The organism is Rossellomorea sp. y25, assembly GCF_038049935.1.
GTDB lineage: Bacteria > Bacillota > Bacilli > Bacillales > Bacillaceae_B > Rossellomorea.
The window spans coordinates 2,384,132-2,404,661 of record NZ_CP145886.1; the positions used below are offsets into that span (position 1 = coordinate 2,384,132).

The 20,530-nt window shown below is 40.7% G+C and carries 19 protein-coding genes and 1 pseudogene; 17 read left to right on the plus strand and 3 right to left on the minus strand.

Annotated features, from left to right (window positions below; genetic code table 11):
- Nucleotides 1-27 precede the first annotated feature (27 nt).
- Nucleotides 28-420: pseudogene (locus AAEM60_RS11880) on the plus strand (VOC family protein).
- A gap of 167 nt (nt 421-587) precedes the next feature.
- Here AAEM60_RS11880 and AAEM60_RS11885 read toward each other — a convergent pair.
- A complete protein-coding gene (locus tag AAEM60_RS11885; protein ID WP_341356404.1) occupies nt 588-1,703 on the minus strand; it encodes an NADH:flavin oxidoreductase in 1,116 nt (371 codons plus the stop codon).
- Between the two features lie 209 nt (nt 1,704-1,912).
- On the opposite strand from AAEM60_RS11885, the gene AAEM60_RS11890 reads away from it, so the two are divergent.
- From AAEM60_RS11890 to AAEM60_RS11920, 7 genes are all read left to right on the plus strand, one after another.
- Nucleotides 1,913-2,473, plus strand: coding sequence for a glycerol-3-phosphate responsive antiterminator (locus AAEM60_RS11890; protein WP_341356405.1), 561 nt, complete (start codon nt 1,913-1,915; stop codon nt 2,471-2,473).
- A gap of 182 nt (nt 2,474-2,655) precedes the next feature.
- Entirely contained in the window at nt 2,656-3,486 is an 831-nt protein-coding gene (locus AAEM60_RS11895) for an MIP/aquaporin family protein (protein WP_299737050.1), read from the plus strand.
- An 18-nt stretch (nt 3,487-3,504) separates the two neighbouring features.
- The gene (gene glpK, locus AAEM60_RS11900; RefSeq protein WP_299737053.1) at nt 3,505-4,995 is read left to right on the plus strand and encodes a glycerol kinase GlpK; all 1,491 of its coding nucleotides are present in this window, start codon (nt 3,505-3,507) and stop codon (nt 4,993-4,995) included.
- 174 nt (nt 4,996-5,169) lie between these two features.
- Nucleotides 5,170-6,834 (plus strand): glycerol-3-phosphate dehydrogenase/oxidase, encoded by a 1,665-nt coding sequence (locus AAEM60_RS11905; RefSeq protein ID WP_299737055.1) that lies wholly within the window; start codon nt 5,170-5,172, stop codon nt 6,832-6,834.
- Between the two features lie 367 nt (nt 6,835-7,201).
- Entirely contained in the window at nt 7,202-8,086 is an 885-nt protein-coding gene (locus tag AAEM60_RS11910; protein ID WP_341356406.1) for an SDR family oxidoreductase, read from the plus strand.
- Between the two features lie 136 nt (nt 8,087-8,222).
- The gene (locus AAEM60_RS11915) at nt 8,223-8,648 is read left to right on the plus strand and encodes an NUDIX hydrolase (protein ID WP_299737059.1); all 426 of its coding nucleotides are present in this window, start codon (nt 8,223-8,225) and stop codon (nt 8,646-8,648) included.
- 54 nt (nt 8,649-8,702) lie between these two features.
- Nucleotides 8,703-9,146 carry a DUF4064 domain-containing protein gene (locus tag AAEM60_RS11920; protein WP_299737061.1) on the plus strand — a complete coding sequence of 148 codons (444 nt, stop codon included), beginning with the start codon at nt 8,703-8,705 and terminating at the stop codon, nt 9,144-9,146.
- Between the two features lie 255 nt (nt 9,147-9,401).
- On the opposite strand, the gene AAEM60_RS11925 is transcribed toward AAEM60_RS11920, so the two are convergent.
- Nucleotides 9,402-9,497: a putative holin-like toxin gene (locus tag AAEM60_RS11925; RefSeq protein ID WP_253275457.1), complete on the minus strand. Its 96-nt coding sequence runs from the start codon at nt 9,495-9,497 to the stop codon at nt 9,402-9,404.
- A gap of 259 nt (nt 9,498-9,756) precedes the next feature.
- On the opposite strand from AAEM60_RS11925, the gene AAEM60_RS11930 reads away from it, so the two are divergent.
- The 8 genes from AAEM60_RS11930 (at nt 9,757) to map (ending at nt 18,285) form a co-directional block, all read left to right on the plus strand.
- Nucleotides 9,757-10,854, plus strand: a complete 1,098-nt coding sequence (locus AAEM60_RS11930) for a Xaa-Pro peptidase family protein (protein ID WP_299737065.1) — start codon at nt 9,757-9,759, stop codon at nt 10,852-10,854.
- 112 nt (nt 10,855-10,966) lie between these two features.
- A complete protein-coding gene (locus tag AAEM60_RS11935) occupies nt 10,967-11,404 on the plus strand; it encodes a DUF6376 family protein (RefSeq protein ID WP_299737066.1) in 438 nt (145 codons plus the stop codon).
- A gap of 245 nt (nt 11,405-11,649) precedes the next feature.
- Nucleotides 11,650-13,809 carry a DNA topoisomerase III gene (locus AAEM60_RS11940; protein ID WP_299737068.1) on the plus strand — a complete coding sequence of 720 codons (2,160 nt, stop codon included), beginning with the start codon at nt 11,650-11,652 and terminating at the stop codon, nt 13,807-13,809.
- Between the two features lie 26 nt (nt 13,810-13,835).
- Nucleotides 13,836-15,266, plus strand: a complete 1,431-nt coding sequence (locus AAEM60_RS11945) for a PAS domain S-box protein (protein ID WP_299737070.1) — start codon at nt 13,836-13,838, stop codon at nt 15,264-15,266.
- 181 nt (nt 15,267-15,447) lie between these two features.
- Entirely contained in the window at nt 15,448-16,101 is a 654-nt protein-coding gene (locus AAEM60_RS11950; RefSeq protein ID WP_341356407.1) for a type 1 glutamine amidotransferase domain-containing protein, read from the plus strand.
- A 178-nt stretch (nt 16,102-16,279) separates the two neighbouring features.
- The gene (locus tag AAEM60_RS11955) at nt 16,280-16,660 is read left to right on the plus strand and encodes a CidA/LrgA family protein (protein ID WP_299737072.1); all 381 of its coding nucleotides are present in this window, start codon (nt 16,280-16,282) and stop codon (nt 16,658-16,660) included.
- Nucleotides 16,644-17,330 carry an LrgB family protein gene (locus AAEM60_RS11960; protein WP_299737073.1) on the plus strand — a complete coding sequence of 229 codons (687 nt, stop codon included), beginning with the start codon at nt 16,644-16,646 and terminating at the stop codon, nt 17,328-17,330. The genes AAEM60_RS11955 and AAEM60_RS11960 overlap by 17 nt, the downstream gene beginning before the upstream one ends.
- A gap of 211 nt (nt 17,331-17,541) precedes the next feature.
- Nucleotides 17,542-18,285, plus strand: a complete 744-nt coding sequence (gene map, locus AAEM60_RS11965) for a type I methionyl aminopeptidase (protein ID WP_299737075.1) — start codon at nt 17,542-17,544, stop codon at nt 18,283-18,285.
- Between the two features lie 227 nt (nt 18,286-18,512).
- On the opposite strand, the gene AAEM60_RS11970 is transcribed toward map, so the two are convergent.
- Nucleotides 18,513-18,671 carry a hypothetical protein gene (locus AAEM60_RS11970; protein ID WP_299737076.1) on the minus strand — a complete coding sequence of 53 codons (159 nt, stop codon included), beginning with the start codon at nt 18,669-18,671 and terminating at the stop codon, nt 18,513-18,515.
- A gap of 894 nt (nt 18,672-19,565) precedes the next feature.
- On the opposite strand from AAEM60_RS11970, the gene AAEM60_RS11975 reads away from it, so the two are divergent.
- Nucleotides 19,566-20,396, plus strand: a complete 831-nt coding sequence (locus AAEM60_RS11975; RefSeq protein ID WP_299737078.1) for a LysM peptidoglycan-binding and 3D domain-containing protein — start codon at nt 19,566-19,568, stop codon at nt 20,394-20,396.
- Nucleotides 20,397-20,530 lie beyond the last annotated feature (134 nt).

Genomic DNA, 20,530 nt, shown 5'->3' on the forward strand with positions numbered 1-20,530 from the left:
CTAATTCAATAGTAAAGGAGACAAACCATGATTTATGAAATGACCGTACAAGTCCGAGTAACCGATATGCAAGAAGGACAGAAATGATATGAAACTTTATTAAATCGGACTCCTGATTTCATCCCCCACGACGGATTCGCAGAATGGGAACTCATTCCCGGCTGTTGGCTCCAAGTAGCAGAAGGTACTCCTTCCCTTAATTCTGGTCCGATTCGGTTAGGCGTCCAATCGATCGATAGGGAACGGGAAAGGCTGATATCTCTCCTCGGAATTGATTCCTTTGACATCCATGATCGAGAAGAAGTCCCAGTGAAGTGGACAACCTTTAATGATCCATGGGGTAATGGAATCGGTATGTTCGAGTATCACAGTAAAACTGAAATGCAAGCCCGTATCCAGTCCCTTTTAGGAAAGAAGTAATAAGTTCCCGCTATCAAGATTTTGCGGAACAATTCATCACCCTATTTGATAAAAAAGAAGACATCGGCTTGCAGATCCTATCGATGTAAAATTATTAACTTACTTCTGACTTAAACCACGAAAAGAAGAACCCTTCGTGTCGGTAAAGGGTTCTTCTTTTATAATACTTATTCTAAAATGTTCATCTCAAGCTCATGTTTTTTCACATATGCTTGAGGAAGCAAGATTTTTTCAAATTCGAACTCCTCAAAATCCAAGCCTTTTTCAACCTTATTCGGAAGATCCGGATTCGCAAGGGCACTTGTACCTAAGCTGATAAACTCTGCCTGTTCTTTTTGTAGAAGTACTTCTGCTTTAGAGGGATCACGGAGTTGACCATTGGCTATTACCGGTAATTGACTAAAAGAAGTGGCAGCCTCGGCAAGTGTCATGCTATCTTCCCCGAAAGAAGGTTCAGAACCATCTCCATCTGTCGTATGAATGTAATCTAGTTCCGTTTTTCCTAAAGATGTAAAGATGGTCTCTGCAGCGGCTTGACCTTCTGGCCACTTGTAGCTTTGATCAGCCACTTTACCTTGTGAGATTCGAATGCCTACTACAAAATTATCTCCCACAGCACTTCGAACTTCATGGATCACCTCGGTCAAAAGACGCAATCGATACTCGAGGCTTCCTCCGTATTCATCTTCTCTATGGTTCAGATAATCAGTCAAGAATTGATCCAGTAAATAGCCATTAGCACCGTGAATTTCTACACCCTCAAACCCTGCTTCCTTGGCATTCAGAGCACTTTCTACAAAAGACTTCTTGACAGCCTCTATATCTTCAATCGTCATCTCCCCGGGCACTGGGAAGGATCCGGATCCCCCATAAAATCCAAGCTGATCACCCTTTGGGGCAACGTCAGAAGGTGCCTTCGTTGTATCTTGATAAGCATTACCTTGACTTTGCCCCCCGGCATGCATAAGCTGTGCAATCATCAAAGATCCATGATTATGAACCGTTTTTACAATTTTTCTCCATGCTTCGGTTTGCTCTTTATCTACAATGCCAGGCTGGTTTAAATATCCCTGGCTGTATTGTTTGTCTGTGTAAATGCCTTCTGTAATGATGACTCCGAAACCGCCTTTTGCGAAGCGTTCATAATACTTTTCCATCGTTTCATTTGCCACGCCATTTTCATCCGCACTCACCCTTGTCATGGGTGCAACGATGAACCGATTCTTTGTCAAGCTGGCACCGAGGTTTCCTTTTGAAAATAGTCGATTATATAATGAACTCATTTTAAACACTCCTTTTATTGAAAACTTACAAATGATTATAATCATCCATCAGCGAGAAATCGAATTTTACGCCTGATGAATGTGCCAGTACCAAACAATGTAATATTGTGGTAAAATCATTGAGACTCTCACGAAAACATAAGGTATTTGTGATATAATTTCTCCTTGTGAAAAACCCCAATTAAAATAGTAAGGGAGGGAATAAGAAGGTGAGTTTTGAAGGTCAAAAGATATTACCTGCCATCCGGTCCATGAAGGATTTTGATAAAATGCTTGAAACCTCTTTCCAGTACGGTGTGTTCCTCGATCTCCATGTTGGAATGCTGAAAAGTGTATTCGATTACGCTCGAAAAGAAAAGCGGAAAATGTTCCTGCATTTAGACCTGATCCACGGACTATCCAGTGATGAATATGCGACTGAATATGTCTGTCAGGAAATCAAACCCTATGGCATTATATCCACTAAAGGAAATGTCATAAAAAAAGCACGGCAAAAAGGTGTTTATGCCACTCAACGAATGTTCGTGATTGATTCAAGTGCAATGAATCGAAGCATTGAACTTATACATAAGACAGATCCCGACTTTATTGAAGTGCTGCCTGGGGTGGTTCCAAAGATCATTAAGGAAATTGGGGACAAAACGGGTAAACCCATTTTTGCAGGAGGGCTAATTGATACGGTTGAAGAGGTGGAAGCTGCCCTCGAGGCTGGAGCCAATGCTATTACAACCTCTGATCGCGCTTTATGGAAACATTTTGATTCTAAATAATATTGTCGAAAAACGTGTTGACAACGTTTTCATTCTGGAGTAACATAATGAACAAGTTAATACATTGTGAAAGAGATTAAGAGACTCACGCGAAGTGCCTTACATATAGGGGCATCTTCCGTGAGTCTTTTTGTTTTTAATCCATAATGAATCTTAATCCATAATGAAAAGAGGGAACGAACATGACTGCATTTTTAGGAGAAGTGGTCGGAACAGCTTTACTCATCATTTTCGGTGCAGGAGTTTGTGCAAATGTGAATCTTAAGAAATCATTTGCTTATAACGCCGGCTGGATAGTGATCACATTCGGTTGGGGATTGGGTGTCGCCATGAGTGTATATGCTGTTGGAAAGTTTAGCGGGGCCCATTTAAATCCAGCTGTTACGCTTGGACTAGCGTTTAATGGAGATTTCCCTTGGAGTGATGTTCCTCAGTACATCATAGCCCAAATGATTGGAGCGATCATTGGAGCAACGATCACATTCTTACACTTCTTGCCCCACTGGCATGCAACGAAAGATCCAGGTGTGAAATTAGGTGTATTTGCTACAGGACCGGCGATTCCACACTATTTTTCGAATTTATTAAGTGAAATCATTGGAACTTTTGTATTAGTAGTAGGATTATTATCAATAGGAGCGAATACATTTACAGATGGTCTGAATCCATTTATCGTTGGTTTCTTAATTATTGCGATCGGGATATCACTGGGTGGAACAACAGGTTATGCCATTAATCCTGCCCGTGATTTGGGGCCTCGTATTGCTCATTTCTTGCTGCCGATCCCAGGTAAGGGCCCATCTAATTGGGGATATTCCTGGATTCCTGTAGTAGGTCCTGTTTTGGGAGGATCGTTTGGAGGCGTATTTTATAAAGCGATTTTCATTGGACAAGTTACACCAAGTTTTTGGGTAGTCCTAGTTGTTACACTGGCAGTACTCGGGCTTGCTTATGTCAGTGACAGAAAGATCAGCTTAGCACAAAAAGTACATCAGCTATCAACAGATAATTAATTTTTGGAGGGATACTAAATGGAAAAATACATTTTATCATTGGATCAGGGAACGACAAGCTCAAGAGCGATACTATTTAATAAAAAAGGCGAAGTCGCCCATACTGCACAAAAAGAATTTACTCAGCATTTTCCAAAGCCGGGTTGGGTTGAACATAGTGCGAACGAAATTTGGGGATCCATTTTAGCCGTCATTGCAAGCGTTTTATCTGAATCAAGTATTAAACCAGATCAGATCGAAGGAATCGGGATTACCAATCAACGTGAAACAACGGTGGTTTGGGACAAAGAAACGGGGGACCCGGTTTACAATGCAATCGTGTGGCAATCTCGACAAACAGCCGGTATTTGTGATGAGTTAAAAGCACAGGGGCTTAATGATACATTTCGAAATAAGACAGGCCTACTGATTGATGCCTACTTCTCAGGTACGAAGATTAAATGGATCCTTGATAATGTAGAAGGAGCAAGGGAAAAAGCGGAGAAAGGGCAGCTTCTATTTGGGACGATCGACACATGGTTGATCTGGAAAATGTCTGGTGGAAAAGCCCACGTAACGGATTATTCGAACGCTTCCCGTACACTTATGTATAACATTTATGACCTGAAATGGGATCAGGAACTACTCGATATTTTAGGCGTTCCAAAGAGTATGCTGCCTGAGGTCCGTCCCTCATCAGAAGTTTATGCCAAAACGGTACCTTATCATTTCTTCGGCAAGGAGATTCCGATTGCAGGTGCAGCCGGGGATCAGCAAGCCGCAATGTTCGGGCAGGCGTGCTATGAGGAAGGTATGGCAAAGAATACGTATGGGACTGGCTGCTTTATGCTTATGAACACAGGTGAAAAAGCCGTAAAGTCTGATAATGGTTTACTCACAACCTTGGCATGGGGAATTGATGGAAAAGTAGAGTATGCATTGGAAGGAAGTATTTTCGTAGCTGGTTCTGCGATTCAGTGGCTTCGAGATGGCCTTCGTATGCTGAAGGACGCGAAGGACAGTCAGGCGTATGCAGAAAAGGTAGACTCTACAGACGGCGTCTACGTTGTTCCTGCCTTTGTAGGATTAGGAACTCCTTATTGGGACAGTGATGTTCGCGGAGCCGTGTTCGGTTTAACAAGAGGAACATCTAAGGAGCATTTTGTAAGAGCCACCCTGGAATCCCTTGCCTATCAAACGAAAGATGTACTGACAGCGATGGAAGCGGACTCTGGAATCTCCCTCAAGAAACTGAGAGTCGATGGCGGTGCTGTTAAAAATGACTTTTTAATGCAATTCCAAAGTGATATCTTGTCTGTTCCTGTTGAGCGACCGGTTGTAAATGAAACAACTGCATTAGGTGCCGCATATTTAGCGGGATTAGCCGTAGGATTCTGGGATAACCGGGATGAAATATCGAAGCAGTGGAATAAAGACAAGCAATTTGAACCTCAAATGCCCGTTGAAATACAAGGAGAACTATATAACGGATGGAAAAAAGCTGTTAAAGCAACTATGGCTTTTAAATAAAAGGAACGTATGATATACTGATTACAAGTTAATAAATTCGGTTAGAGACCACGAGAGACCAAACCTGCATTATGGAACCATTCACCATAATGTTAGTTTTGGTCTCTTTTTTTATGGTTAAACAATAAGAGTGAGAGTACAGACAATATATAGATACCTGAGGAGGATCCACTTATGACATTTTCAAGTACTGCAAGAAGAGAAGTGAAAGAAACATTAGCCTCAAACCACTTTGATATGATTGTGATCGGAGGGGGAATCACTGGCGCAGGGATCGCCCTCGATGCTTCGAAACGTGGAATGAAGGTGGCATTGGTCGAAATGCAGGATTTCGCAGCCGGGACTTCCAGTCGTTCCACAAAGCTCGTTCATGGCGGATTACGTTACTTAAAGCAATTCGAAGTGAAAATGGTCGCGGAAGTGGGAAAAGAACGTGAAATCGTTTATGAAAATGGACCTCATGTTACGACTCCCGAATGGATGCTTCTACCCCTCCATAAAGGGGGCACATTCGGTAAATTCAGCACATCGATTGGATTAAAGGTGTATGACTATCTTGCTGGAGTAAAGAGAAGTGAACGACGCTCCATGCTTTCTGTATCAGAAACATTGACGAAAGAACCTCTGGTCAAGAAAGAAGGCCTTAAAGGGGGAGGTTACTACGTTGAATATCGGACAGACGATGCCCGTTTAACGATAGAAGTCATGAAAGAAGCGGTTGCACACGGTGCCACTGTCATAAACTATATGAAATCTCAACGATTCCTCTATGAAAATAAGCAAGTAGTCGGAATTGAAGCTGAAGACCTGTTGACGGGGGATTCGTTAGAAATCCGCGGTTCAAAATTCGTCAACGCCGCAGGTCCTTGGGTAGATGATGTACGCGGAAAGGATTACAGTACGAATAATAAACAGCTTCGCTTAACAAAGGGCGTTCATCTTGTCATTGATCAAAGCAAATTCCCACTCCAGCAGGCGGTTTATTTTGATACTCCTGATAAAAGAATGGTATTTGCGATTCCTCGAGATGGCAAAGCTTATGTCGGGACAACCGATACTTTTTTTGATCAGGAAAAATCATCTCCTCATATGACATCGGAGGACAGGGATTATATCTTGGATGCGATCCATTTTATGTTTCCCGATGTCTCCGTGAGTAAAGAGGACGTGGAATCGAGCTGGGCGGGTGTTCGTCCATTAATTTTTGAAAAAGGGAAGGACCCTTCTGAAATTTCACGAAAAGATGAAATTTGGGAAGCGGAAAGTGGATTGATCACCATTGCCGGCGGAAAGCTTACTGGTTACCGTAAAATGGGGGAAACAGTGGTTGATCTTGTATCAAAACGATTAAAAGAAGAAAACAAGAAGAAGTTCCCCGCTTCTTCCACAAAGTATATGCCGATCTCTGGAGGTCATGTAGGCGGATCGAAAAACTTCCAAGCGTATATTGATCAGAAAGCAGCCGAGGCAGTTCAATTTGGATTAACAGAGGAAGATGGAAGAAAGCTAGCAGCCATGTACGGTTCAAACGTGGATCAGCTCTATAAACTTGCACACGCTTATAGTGGAACAATGGGTGATAGGTCCGTCCCTCCTTACTTGTATGCACAACTGATCTATGCAATTCAGGAAGAGATGGCCGCTACCCCTGTTGATTTCTTCATTAGACGAACAGGAGCTTTATTCTTCGATCGTGAATGGGTGGAGAAGTGGAAGGAACCTGTCATCGAGGTGATGGCGAAGCTTCTTAAGTGGAATGCTGAGCAGAAAAAACACTATTCTCTTGACCTGGACAATGAACTGAAGAATGCAGTAGTACCAGTTGACCTTCAGTCATAAGTAAGAAAAAGGCGGAATTTATTTTCTGCCTTTTTTGTTTTTTGCTTTTATCCTTGCATCTACCGTACCGTGAGATTTAAAATTCAATAATTATGCTTACAATTATATAAATATATGAATTTATGCCGAAATCGTCTAAACGTTGCTCTCCATTTCCTGAGAGACCTGTTCATCCCTTTTTAGAGATGTTGAATCAGATATGGGGTTGCTGTAAATTAAGAGTAGAAATTGACACGACTTCCTCGTTAAAAAGGCTGGCTTCAATGGGATGAAGCCAGCCTTTTTCTGTTTTTTTACAGATAAAAAAAGTTGATTAAGACCCATTATTGCTATACTAATAGAAAGAAACTAAATGGAGGAAGCTTATATGAGTCATAAAATAGCTGTTGTAACGGGATCCAATAGTGGATTTGGTTTACTATCTTCGTTGGAACTTGCACAACTTGGGTTTAAAGTGATTGCGACAATGAGAGATCCGGACAAAGGAGAAGAATTGTTACTTCAAGCGAAAAAACTGGGGGTGGAAAAATCCATTGAGATTCAACCATTGGATGTAACGTCTGAAGTATCCATCAGAGCGTTTTCATCTCGCCTAATAGAAATCAGCAGGGTGGACATTCTTCTTAATAATGCAGGGTTTGCAAGTGGAGGATTTGCAGAAGAAGTGACAATCGATGAGTATCGTGATCAATTTGAAACAAACGTTTTTGGTGTAATGAGAATCACTCAGGTTGTTCTCCCTTATATGAGAAAGCAAGGAGAAGGGAAAATCATCAATATGAGCAGCATTAGCGGCAGGATCGGGTTTCCTGGACTCAGTCCTTATGTATCTTCCAAGCATGCATTAGAGGGATACACCGAAAGTCTGAGATTGGAGCTGAAGCCATTTGGCATAGCCGTGCATCTTATCGAACCCGGTTCTTATCAAACGAACATTTGGACATCGGGAAAGAAAGTCACTCCACGCTCGATGCAAAAATGCTCTCCATATTATTCCTACATGAAGGCCATCAACTCAGAAATCCAAGCTAGTGCAGATACACTTGGAGATCCAAGAGAGATTGCTTCTATAGTACGTGAAATAGCCTTAAACAAGAAAAAAGGTTTTAGAATCCCCGTAGGCAAAGGAGTGCGTTTAACACTCTTACTCAAAACCATCCTTCCATGGAGCATACTGGAAAACATAATCCTAAAAAAACTTGGTATGAAAAAGAGCAAAGAGGGGCGGAACTCCATGAGCAAGGCAGAATAATGTCTGAATATAAAGAATATTATTCTTATGAAGGAGAATTTTGTCAAAAGAGAGAATATGCTTAAGGAGACTTTTCCATAAACTCATGGAATTACTGAATGAGTTTGAATCCTTCCACACGAAATGAGGTGATTGATTGAATGAATGGATTGGTTCATCTGCTCTTTGCATCCATGAAGGTCGTTTATTGATGGTGTTACAGGGGAAAGAGGAAGAAGAGAAGAGATGGTCGGTTCCTTCAGGGGGACTGGAAGCGGGCGAATCCCTTCAGGAATGTTGTAAACGTGAAGTTTGGGAAGAAACAGGCTATGATGTTGAAGTGGGAAAACATTTGTATACAAAGTGGGGGAATGAAGGGAGTATTTCTACAAGAATTCATTACTACGAAGTCCAGCTCCTCGGAGGAGAGGCAACCATACAGGACCCTGATCAATTAATACATAAAATCGAATGGTTTTCACTTCAAGAGCTAAAGGACCTGCCCCTGGGATTTCCAGAAGATCATTCCATCCTGGAAGCCTACATGAATAAGAAGCTAGACACTACCCATATAAGGGAATAGTATTGTTTAAGCACAATATATTATAAAGTATGTATCTATAAAGGAGAGAGTAGAATGGTGAAACGAACAGGAGAAGTAGTGATGGGAGTAATCGGAATTATCTTATCCGCATTATTTTCCATCATCGGAATCGTACTTAATTTAGGGATGAGCAATCCTGAGGTCATGTCCCAAATCGAAGAAGGAATGGCGAGTGATCCAAACTTGCAAAATGAAGATATGACAGCAGGTGATATATCTTCCATTATTGAAACGGCTGAATCAATGGGATCTTATCTGGTGATCTTGGGGATTATTGCATCCATTCTTGGTATCATTGCTGTAATGTCCATTGTTAAAAATAAAAAACCAGTATTATCTGGAATCATGTTTATCATCGCTGCGCTTGTCATCGGACTAGGCACGATTGGATTTGGTTTCGTTCCTGGACTTCTGTTTCTCATTGCAGGAATCATGGCGTTTGTTCGCAAACCTAAGAAAACAGACCCTGTATATTAAAAAAATAAAGTAAGATATCCTATAGTATTTTATGTCAGAAGAAAAATTCCTTTTCACCGTAAATTTTGCTTGTACTCATCTTGCTTTCCTCCCGGATTTATACTATCTTAAGAGTAGAGCATAATGATAAAACAAGAGACACTGGCGGCAACCAATGTCTCTTGCTACACAGCAAACTGCAAGGAAAGCAGTGGCCCAATAGAGAAAGGAACATAACTCTACCCTTCAAAGTTTAGGCGCTTCATGAGGGTGGGGTTATTTCTTTTTGTCATTTGAAATAACTACGGCAATGATGGAGACAATTAAAGAGCCAAAGGTAATCATTAGCGTTAACGCCTCATACGTTGTCACTATAAGCACCACCTCCTTCTATAAGGAAGTGGCCACTCCCACCCTACATTCACTGTATGCTTCAAATTATAACACAAACACTCCCCGTACTTTATAGGCAAGAGGTAGGAAAAGCTTCACCCTATCAAAAAAACATATAACTCTATTGAGAACCGTCCCATACAATACGATTATTTAAACTTTCCTCGAAATATGTTAGCATAGATATGCTCATATTAAACGATTACATAACATCACGATACCCGAGGAGGAATACACGATGAAACAGCGTATAAAAATGTTAGAAAACTGGTTAAAGGAAGAGAAAATTGAAGCAGCTTTTATTAATTCAACTGAAAATGTATTTTACTTAACGAATTTCCACACAGATCCACATGAGCGCTTAATGGGGCTTTTTGTATTTCCGGATGCAGAACCATTTGTCGTCGTACCTGGAATGGAAGCACGTCAAGTGAAGGACGCCGGCTGGAACAACGAAGTGATCGGCTACTCTGATCATGAAAACCCATGGGAATTCATTCAGGAAGCCATTCAAAAAAGAAGCATAGATGGAAGCAAGGTTGCTTTCGAGAATGAAGTAGTTACCTATGGCCGCAGTCAATCATTCTTAAACATCTTTGATTCACCAAATGTAGTGAATGTCGAAGACAAATTAAACGAGATGCGCGTAGTGAAGGACGAGAAAGAAATCGAAATCATGCGTCGAGCGGCAAAAATGGCAGACTTCGGGGTAGAAGTAGGTGTAAGTGCCCTCCAGGAAGGCATTACAGAAATGGAAGTTCTTGCAAAGATTGAATATGAATTAAAGAAAAAAGGCATTCGTGAAATGTCGTTTTCTACGATGGTACTATTTGGTGAAAAGGCTGGAGATCCACACGGTAATCCGGGTAATCGCAAGCTGAAAGCCGGGGACTTCGTATTGTTTGATCTCGGCGTTGTCCTTGAAGGCTACACTTCAGATATTACACGTACATTCGCATATAAATCGGTTACAGACAAGCAAAAAGATATCTACAACACGGTTTTAAAAGCAGAACTGGCATCACTAGATGCAAGTAAGCCCGGCAACCGTATTGGGGATCTGGATCAAATCGCACGGGATATCATTACAGAAGCAGGGTATGGAGACTATTTCCCACACCGAATCGGGCACGGTCTTGGGATCAACGTACATGAATTCCCATCAATGAGTCATTTAAATAATGGGATATTAAAAGAAGGAATGACATATACAATAGAGCCTGGTATATACGTACCCGAAATTGGCGGAGTAAGAATTGAAGACGATGTACTTATAACGAAAGACGGGTACGAAACCTTGACCAACTTCCCAAAAGGGCTTCAAATTATTGAATAAGTCGAAACGAGAAGGCTGACGAAAGAGTGTTAGCCTTCTTTTTATGAAATGAAACTTTTACGGAGTTCGTTCGTATGTATAAGGGGAGTAAGTTACAGGAGGATGAATTACATTGAAGAAAACATTAATCATTTTCAGCTTTATAATGCTGGCAGGCTGCGGGATTCTCGAAGAAGCTAATAACAGTTTAACCTATGTGGAGGAAATGACCGATTATCTCAATGAAGCAGAACAATTTGCCAATGACTTCCCTGGACTAGTGGAAAATGCTGCTGCAGACCCATCCACCATACCGACACTTGAAACAAGATTAGAAGACATGAAAACAGAAATACAGGAAATCAATGAACTCACTCCGCCTCAACTGGCAGATAGCATTCACCAAAAAGTGGAAGAATATAACGGGCAAGCGTTAGAAGGAATTGACCGTGCCCTGGTCGAATTAGATAAGGGAGAAGTTCAGATTTCAGAATTGCAAAACCTTGACATCGTAAACACATTTAATCAACTTCAAGATATCAAAGGGAACTTAGAAAATTTAGGACAATAACATGAAGGTGTTACAAATGAGATTTCTTATTTGTAACACCTTTTTACAATAAAATACCATAAAGGACGCAGCTCACTCTTGTAACATTCCTTAGTGGTCCAAAATAAGTACGAACGATCCATTTGTATTAAAATGATTCAAAATTTGACCGATAAAATACAAGTGTGATTTCTCCGGATCTATAGAACAAGAGTTCTAAAAACATGCTATAATAAAGGAATCATAAACATGGACAGGAGAATGTTATGAAAGTCGTAATAGCCGAGAAACCCGACCAAGGAGCAACCCTTGCCAAGCCTTTTCCTCATCGAAAGCGTCAAGGATACATTGAAATACATTCAAACGATGTGTTCCCTGATGGTGCATATATTACCTGGGCTGTAGGACATCTCTTTCAGCTTCAAGCCCCTGAAAAATACGAGAGCAAATGGAAGAAGTGGACATTAGAAGACCTTCCCATCATACCTCTCCGATTTCAATATGAACTTCAACGGGCAAAAGCGAAACAATTCTCAGTCATCAAGGAGCTTCTTAAGAAAAACGAAGTGACGGAAATCATCCATGCAGGTGACGCGGGACGTGAAGGGGAGTTAATCATCCGGAATATCATTTCCATGTCCAGGGTGCAGAAACCGATGAAGAGATTATGGATTTCATCCTTAACAGAGAAAGCGATCCTTCAAGGGTTTACTAGTTTAAGAGAAGAAACGGAAATGCGCAGCCTCTATTATGAAGCCTATTCACGTGCTTGTGCCGATTGGCTTGTGGGAATGAACGCATCAAGGGCGTATAGCATCCTACTAAAGCAACAAGGCATGTCTGATGTTTTTTCTGCTGGAAGGGTTCAAACCCCGACACTCGCTCTGATTGTGAGAAGAGATGAGGAGATAGAGCGATTTAAGAGCGAACCCTTCTGGGAAGTGAAGGCAAGCTTTCAAATCGGTGACCACACCTACGAGGGCATCTGGCAAAAGGATGGGGAGTCGCGAATTCAATCCCGGGAGCTGGCTGAGAAAATCGCTTCTTTTTGTATAAATAAACCTGCAAGCGTAGATGAAATGAAAACAGAACGAAAAGAGTTCGCGCCGCCATTACTATTCAATCTTTCCGCACTTCAAGCGACGGTTAACAAAATGTATAAGCTTTCACCTAAGAAAACACTGGATGTTCTGCAAAAGCTTTATCAGAAGGGCCTTGTATCTTATCCAAGATCAGATTCACAATATGTAACGAAAGGCGAAGCTGAAGCCTTTCCCGAAATATTGTCTAAGCTTAAGGAATTCAGCCCTTACAATAACTGGATCCCTGCACCTCAAGAAAGCTTACTAAACAATAAGCGTTTTGTGAATGAAGCGAAGGTTTCCGATCATTACGCGATCATCCCGACTGAACAGGTAACAGATCCTCAATCTCTATCAGGTGATGAGAAGAAGATTTATGATGTTGTGGTTAAACGCTTTATCGCTGCACATCACGATAAAGCTGTGATTAACTACACAACCATCACCACCGTTGTGAATGGACGGGCTGAATTTGTTTCTAAAGGAAAGCAGATTCTCCAAGAGGGCTGGAGACAGGTTCTGATGCAGAACGAGAAGGAGGATGAACCGCTCCTGCCACCTGTAAAGGAAAAAGACAATGGTGTCGTAAATAGTGTTCAAACGAAGGAAGGAAAAACTCAGCCTCCTAAACGGTACACTGAAGGACAGCTGATTACATTAATGAAAACAGCGGGAAAATATATGGATAATGATGAACTTGAAAAGGTGTTAAAGCAAACAGAAGGTCTCGGAACAGAAGCCACTCGTGCAGGAATTATCACCATGCTTAAAGATCGACAGTATATTGATATTCAAAAGAACATCGTATATCCCACTGACAAGGCAAAGGTTTTAATTCGGGCCATTGGGGAAAATGTGTTAGCCTCAGCAGAAATGACGGCCAAATGGGAGCAGAGATTACAAGCAATAGGCAATGGGCAAGCGTCTGCACCCGAATTCATGGAACAAGTGAAGAAATTAAGCGAACGGCTTGTTCAAAATGCCCTTCAAGATTCTAATACGTGGAATTTCGAGGACCTCGATACAGCTTCCATCCAGCGAGCAAAAGGAAGGAAAGGGAAGAGTGCAGCAAAAACCAGCGTGGGCACATGTTTAAAATGCGGTGGAAAAGTCATAGATAAAGGAAAGTTCTATGGCTGTTCTAATTATCAAAAGACGAAGTGCAGCTTCACTATTTCTAAAACCATACTCTCGAAGCGAATTACGCAAACGATTGTAAAAAAGGTGTTGACCGATGGGAAATCCGATCGCATCGACGGCTTCAAAAAAGGCGAAAAGGAATTTTCAGCTTACCTTAGCTGGGATCCCAACGAAAAGAAAATTCAGTTCCAATTTGATATCTAACCATTTATTAAAAGGTGGTACATGGAATGTTAGCAGGGAGTCTATTTAAAGAAGTATTTTATCAATCAAGAATTCCTCAATTAGTCATGACATTAGATGAGAAACACATGATGTACAATCCGGCTTTCAAAAAGTTCCTTGGCTATATAGAAGCTGAGTGGACCTGTAAATCTTTACGTGAAATCTCTCACCCCCATGATTACCCAAAAGATATGCACTATCTTCATCAGGTTATCAGTGGAGACAGAAATGAGTATCAATTAGAAAAGCGATTTATTTGTAAAGATGGTTCAGTGAAAACTGGCGATTTACATGTTTCACTCATAAGAGATCAAGAAAACCCGTACGTTTTAGGTCAGGTTATCGATATAACGGAAAAAAAGGAAATAGAAGTGAAAAAGCAGAAAAGTGACGAACTATATCGTCTCCTTGCAGAAAATTCTTCTGATATCATCAATCTGCATGACCATGAAGGAAACTATATTTATTTATCGCCTTCGATCCACTCAACACTCGGATTCCATCCAGATGAGTTGGTCGGTACCCACCCTAATGAGATTATTCATCCTGAAGATCTTCCCATCATTGATGAATTGTTTCAAAAGTTGGTGGAAGATAACAACCCCATCATAATGACATACAGAGCAAGGAAAAAATCCGGGGAGTACAGTTGGTTTGAAAGTGTATTAAAAGCAATCGTGGACGAAAAATCCAATGATATTGTCAATGTTGTTTCGGTTTCTCGAAATATCGAGGAACGTCTACAAACAGAAGAACATATTAAAAAGTCAGAAAAGTTGGCCGTACTCGGTCAAATGGCAGCTGCCGTGGCCCATGAAATACGAAATCCACTCACCCCTATTAAAGGATTCCTTCAATTATGCAATGATAAGAAACAATACAATGAAGACTACTTACATATTGTCATTAATGAAATTAGCCGGGTAGAAGATATAATTACTGATTTTCTTCATTTAGCGAAGCCGCAAGAGCGGATGAATGAATGGGTTGATCTTCCTAAACTCATACATGAAGTTGTCACAATAGTAGATTCAGAGTTGAAGTCTAAAGGTGGAACAGTAGTAATCTCCCCTTCTCTGCACGATACTCATGTTAGAGGAAGTGAGAATGGATTGAAACAGGTACTTTTTAATATCTTTCAAAATGCTGTAGATGCGATTGAACAAGATGGATATATATCATTTGACCTCGTTAAAACATCTACTATTCTTGAGTTGATCGTTAAGGATAACGGTGAAGGAATTCCAGGTGAAATCATACCTCATCTTGGAGAACCCTTTTATTCAACAAAGGAAAAAGGAACTGGACTTGGATTGCTTATTTCTCACAAAATAATTGAGAATCATGGAGGAAGTATTTCTTATCACACAGAACAGGGAATTGGAACGGAAGTGACGATCCAGCTGCCGCTTCATCAGAGAAACGACTCTCTTTAAGGGAGTCGTTATTTCTATGGCTGTTTCCTAAAAGTTATTGTTTTAAAGCAGATTAACAGCAATGTATATCAAAATGGCCTTCTATTTAAACCCAATAATTATAAGACAGAAGTTTAATTTCATGAGAAGTGGATAAAACAAAAGGGTAGGGAATCAGCTATTTAAAAATGGAGGGTATACATTGAAAAAGATATTAATGGTCTTAACAAATGAAAGCAAAATTGATGATGAACACGAAACAGGTCTTTGGTTATCTGAGTTCGCAGAACCATATGAAGAATTTAAGAATCAAGGATTCGGTGTAGATGTGGCTAGTTTAAAAGGCGGGCGCATTCCATTAGATCCTAACAGTCTGGATGATGAACAAGTGGAGAAGTGGAAGGGTGTCACTAAGGAACTTGACCAAACGATGGTTCTTTCACAATTAAATGTAAACGAATATGCTGGCATCTTCTTACCAGGAGGACATGGGACGATGTTTGATCTGCCTGAGAGTCCAGAGCTTCAACAGGCACTGGCTCATTTTGCTGAAAACAACAAAGCCATTGGTGCCGTCTGCCACGGTCCAGCAGGATTTGTTGGAACGAAATTATCAAATGGCAAATGGTTGGTCGATGGAAAAAGCTTAACTGGATTCACGAATGAAGAAGAACAACAAACGGGCCTTGATTCATTGATGCCTTTCTTATTAGAAACAAAATTAAGAGAGCAAGGAGCTCAATTTGAAAAATCAGAGGCTTGGAGTGACCATGTTATGACGGACGGTAAGTTCGTGACAGGTCAGAATCCACAATCCAGTCAATCAACAGCGGAAGCCTTCGTTAAAGTATTATAAGATCATATCAGCTGAATGAAAACTGAAATGGAGCTCTATTTATGAGGAAGTCATATAATATTTTCTAAAGAGCATGGGTGAATGAGAGCCCATGCTCTTTTTTCTCTTCTACTATATTCTCTTTTCACCAACCATTTGTGATAAAATCGTGAGAAGCATAAGACGAGAGGAGAAGCTCATGCAGGTTATTAGGGTAATCATTCAAATGACCATTCTATGTTTATTTTATGAAGTTGGAAAGTGGTGTACAGACTTCTTTCACTTACCGATTCCCGGCAGCATTATCGGGATGCTTTTTTTGTTCCTATTATTATTTACAGGCGTGTTGAAAGAAAGATTATTATTGGACGGTTCAGGGTTCTTTCTTAGACACTTCTCTTTCTTTTTTCTTCCACTGTCGGTTAGCGCCATGGTTCTGGGGCCATATTTTATTGAATTTGGCTGGAAACTGGTTGTCATTCTTGTCATTAGTGGAATGATTGGTTTCATTGCTACATCATTATCAGCAGAGCGTTTAATAAGATGGAAGGAGAAACGAAAACATGATCCATCTCATTAGTTCCCTACTGGCAATATGCATAACGGTATTTTATTTTATCATCGGTGTAAAGATTCACCGTCTTTGGCCAAGCCCCTTAACGATTCCTATATTTATTAGTACGATTGCTGTTGTGGTCACATTATTGTTCGTGGATATTTCGTATGAACAGTATGCAGACTTCACTTCTTTCATAACGTATTTACTTGGACCTGCTACTGTTGCCCTGGCGTTTCCCCTATATCAGCACCGAAAGTTATTAGTACAGCACGTACAGCCTATACTATTCGGTATTATCACAGGAAGTGGAATGTCTATCCTTGTTTCTTATTATTTCAGTATGTGGCTGGGGATCCCTTCTGAATGGAATCGCTCATTGCTTATCAAAACCATCACAACGCCCGTAGCCGTTGATATTGGGAAGGTTATTGGGGCAAATATAGAAGTCATTCCCACGGTGGTCATTGTGACGGGGATGTTCGGAGCTATGATTATCCCATCCACTTTAAAATGGTTGGGAGTGAAGCATCCTATCGCAAAGGGACTGCCATTCGGAGTGATTTCCCATGGGGTGGGAACGGCACAGGCCATTAAAGAGGGGGAAAGGGAAGGGGCAGTAAGTGGTGCCGCTATGGCATTAACCGCCACGATCATGTCCTTCGTCATCCCTATTCTTTTCCTTTTTGTTTAATATAGTGAGGTGAATCATTATAATCACGCATCATATTAATTGAACAGAGCAATTCCTTTGAATCTATAGTAACCCTGTTCACGAAAAGAGACTTGAGAAGATTGAAGAAATCGCATGAAGTCTATCCTTACAACAGCTTTCCCTTTAAAAACAGAGTGTGTTTCGGTATAGTAAGGGAAGGTGAAATATCAAAAAAGAGAAGGAAGATATTATGATTGTCAAAACTGATGAAGATTTAAAAGCGTTAAAAGAAATCGGCCGCATTGTGGCTATGATACGTGATGAATTACGATCTCAGACAAAGCCTGGAGTAACGACTAAAGAGCTTGACGAGATTGCCGGAAGACTGTTTGAAGAAAACGGAGCGATTTCAGGTCCTAAAGGAGAATATGATTTTCCTGGTTTCACATGTATTAGTGTAAATGAGGAAGTGGCTCATGGGATTCCCGGGGATCGAGTGATTAACGAAGGTGACCTTATCAATATAGACGTATCTGGCTCTAAGAATGGGTATTATGCCGATACAGGAATTTCATTTGTTGTAGGAGAGGGGGACCCTAAGCTTACGGATTTATGTGAAGCGGCATCAAAAGCATTCCATGCGGGACTTCAAAAAGCAAGAGCCGGCTCTAAACAAAACGGAATCGGCAAAGCGGTTAATAATGAAGCAAGAAAAAATGGTTATACTGTGATTATGAACTTGACTGGTCATGGCGTTGGCCGCTCTCTACATGAGAAACCTGATCACATCTTAAATTACTTCGACCCATGGGATAATGCCCTTCTAAAAGAAGGAATGGTCATCGCATTTGAACCCTTTATCTCAACCAAAGCACAAAACGTAATCGAAAAAGGCGACGGCTGGACCTACATCACCCCCGACAACAGCCTGGTTGCCCAAATCGAACACACCATCATCATCACCAAAGACGAGCCAATCATTTTAACACAGTAAAGCAGTGAGGGACGGACCATTGATTCCTGGGAGTAGCTCCTAGGATCAATGGTCCGTCCCTCTTTTTGTATATGTTTTGTATAACAACATGGGTGATATGTAGGAAAACGATTAGTTTAGGCAGTTAAATCATACCACTGACGGATTGGTTCAGTTTGGTTCCGCGAACATTCATAAAATGAACACATAAAAAAGGAAACCGAATACAAGTCGGTTTCCTTTTTTTATCAAACGATTTTCGTTTTACCGCATTCTTGACACTTTCGATAAAACTTTCCATCTAATACTCGGGATTTGAAAATATTGTTGCCACATTCACAGCGACCGCTATGTTCATCCGGCTCATCTTTATAAAGTACGATATTTTCTTCCATATTTTCCATCATTGTCATCCCCTAGTTTAAACATTTCTTCTTATAGTATAGAGGCAATCTTCTACCTTGTTAAGATTAAATCTTCTTTATTCTAGGCTCTTTTCGAAAAGATTGTTGTTTTACCATAGAACCTGCCAGGGTTCTGTCAACCAGTTTATGCTGGATGGTGAGGGGAACTGCTCCGCTTGCAGCTAGCGTTCGGCTGAGCTTCCTCGGCTTAGCCGAACGGGGTCTCGGCACGCCCAAAATCCGCCGGAGACTGCGCAGTTCCCTTCACCATCTTTAACAGGATTTTCATGACAGAGCTTCAAAGTGTGGAAGATGACAAAGTAACTAGAAAAAATATTTCTTTTTTACTTAAAAGGAAGATTAATCTCTACTTACCTTAAATGAGATGGTTTGCTAAAGTTCTTGTTTTTATTGATTTCCATTAAGGATATATGCTCAGAAAGTTGATTGGAGCGGAAGGGTGCTCGACTCCCGCGGAAAGCGAGCATCCTGGAGCGGAAATCAACTAGAACTTTCTCCTCTACAATAGCAAACTATACGAAAAGAGCCTTATTCTAAAAAACTGAACCCTCTTCATCAAACAAAAATAATGCTCTTCTTCAATTTATTAAGTACAAAAAAGATAACAGGATCTATTTTTTCACCCTTCAAACAGAATAGAACCTTTTCGCTATTTTATCCATAAATATCCTTTACATCTATTATTTTCATTAATAATTCCCATAGTATTCCTCTATATGATAGTTTATACAGGAAATCGCTTTCTATTACAGTCGTGAAATATTCTTGACGCACGATATTAAAGTTCCTGTTATTGATTTGAGATTTTACTATGTTAGTATTTTCCCTGTTAGCAAAAATAAATAAACCGCTAGCTACATAAGGAGGAATTTTTCTATGAAACTAAAAAAATCGATTATTTCTGTGGCTGCATTTACTACACTTGCAGTGTCTGGTGGAGCTAGCGCTTCAGCACAAGACATCGAAGTTAAAAAAGGTGACACACTCTGGGGAATTGCGCAGGAGTACGGTACATCCGTTGATCAACTCATGAAATGGAACAATTTAAATTCACACTTAATCTACCCTGATCAAGAACTCAAGGTATCATCAAAAGAGTACTATACAGTTAAAAAAGGTGACACACTCTGGGGAATTTCTTCACAATATGGTGTTTCCGTCGACAGTTTAATAGGCTGGAACGCACTTGAGAGTGACCTGATTGTCCCAGGACAAGAGTTAGTCATCAATTTAGAAGATAAAAAAGCACCTTCAGCTACTGCAAATACTTCTGAGCAAGCAGCAGCCCCTGCTCAAGAAGAAACAGCAGAAGTAGCTCCAGAAGCTGAAGCGCCTGCAGCAGAACCAGCTGAAGCACAACCTGCTAAAGAAGAAGCTGCAGCAGAAGAACCAGCTCCTCAAGAGGAAGCTGTAAAGGAAATCACAGTAGAAGCAACTGCTTACACAGCAAGTTGTGAAGGTTGCTCAGGTACGACAGCAACTGGCGTTAACCTTTTAGAAAATCCTGATGCAAAAGTGATTGCAGTTGATCCGAATGTAATTCCACTAGGATCAAAAGTATATGTTGAAGGATACGGCTATGCAACTGCAGAAGACACTGGCGGAGCGATTAAAGGGAATCGAATCGACGTATTCATTCCGTCAAAAGATCAAGCAGTTGATTGGGGCAGAAAATCAGTTAACGTAAAAATCCTCGAAACTAAATAATAGATTGAAACCACTGAGAAATCATTCTCAGTGGTTTTTTTTGTAGAGTTAATCTAAAAACCCAAGATGAACATGTTATAAACTTCTAAATAAATCCCTTCGATACTAGTTATCTTTCCATTCTTCCAACTAAT

Excerpts from the sequence above, each read along its gene's own strand:
- AAEM60_RS11885 (WP_341356404.1), bottom strand. The coding sequence starts at position 1,703 with ATGAGTTCATTATATAATCGACTATTTTCAAAAGGAAACCTCGGTGCC.
- AAEM60_RS11895 (WP_299737050.1), top strand. The coding sequence starts at position 2,656 with ATGACTGCATTTTTAGGAGAAGTGGTCGGAACAGCTTTACTCATCATT.
- glpK (WP_299737053.1), top strand. The coding sequence starts at position 3,505 with ATGGAAAAATACATTTTATCATTGGATCAGGGAACGACAAGCTCAAGA.
- AAEM60_RS11905 (WP_299737055.1), top strand. The coding sequence starts at position 5,170 with ATGACATTTTCAAGTACTGCAAGAAGAGAAGTGAAAGAAACATTAGCC.
- AAEM60_RS11910 (WP_341356406.1), top strand. The coding sequence starts at position 7,202 with ATGAGTCATAAAATAGCTGTTGTAACGGGATCCAATAGTGGATTTGGT.
- AAEM60_RS11920 (WP_299737061.1), top strand. The coding sequence starts at position 8,703 with ATGGTGAAACGAACAGGAGAAGTAGTGATGGGAGTAATCGGAATTATC.
- AAEM60_RS11930 (WP_299737065.1), top strand. The coding sequence starts at position 9,757 with ATGAAACAGCGTATAAAAATGTTAGAAAACTGGTTAAAGGAAGAGAAA.
- AAEM60_RS11940 (WP_299737068.1), top strand. The coding sequence starts at position 11,650 with ATGAAAGTCGTAATAGCCGAGAAACCCGACCAAGGAGCAACCCTTGCC.
- AAEM60_RS11945 (WP_299737070.1), top strand. The coding sequence starts at position 13,836 with ATGTTAGCAGGGAGTCTATTTAAAGAAGTATTTTATCAATCAAGAATT.
- AAEM60_RS11955 (WP_299737072.1), top strand. The coding sequence starts at position 16,280 with ATGCAGGTTATTAGGGTAATCATTCAAATGACCATTCTATGTTTATTT.
- AAEM60_RS11960 (WP_299737073.1), top strand. The coding sequence starts at position 16,644 with ATGATCCATCTCATTAGTTCCCTACTGGCAATATGCATAACGGTATTT.
- map (WP_299737075.1), top strand. The coding sequence starts at position 17,542 with ATGATTGTCAAAACTGATGAAGATTTAAAAGCGTTAAAAGAAATCGGC.
- AAEM60_RS11970 (WP_299737076.1), bottom strand. The coding sequence starts at position 18,671 with ATGATGGAAAATATGGAAGAAAATATCGTACTTTATAAAGATGAGCCG.
- AAEM60_RS11975 (WP_299737078.1), top strand. The coding sequence starts at position 19,566 with ATGAAACTAAAAAAATCGATTATTTCTGTGGCTGCATTTACTACACTT.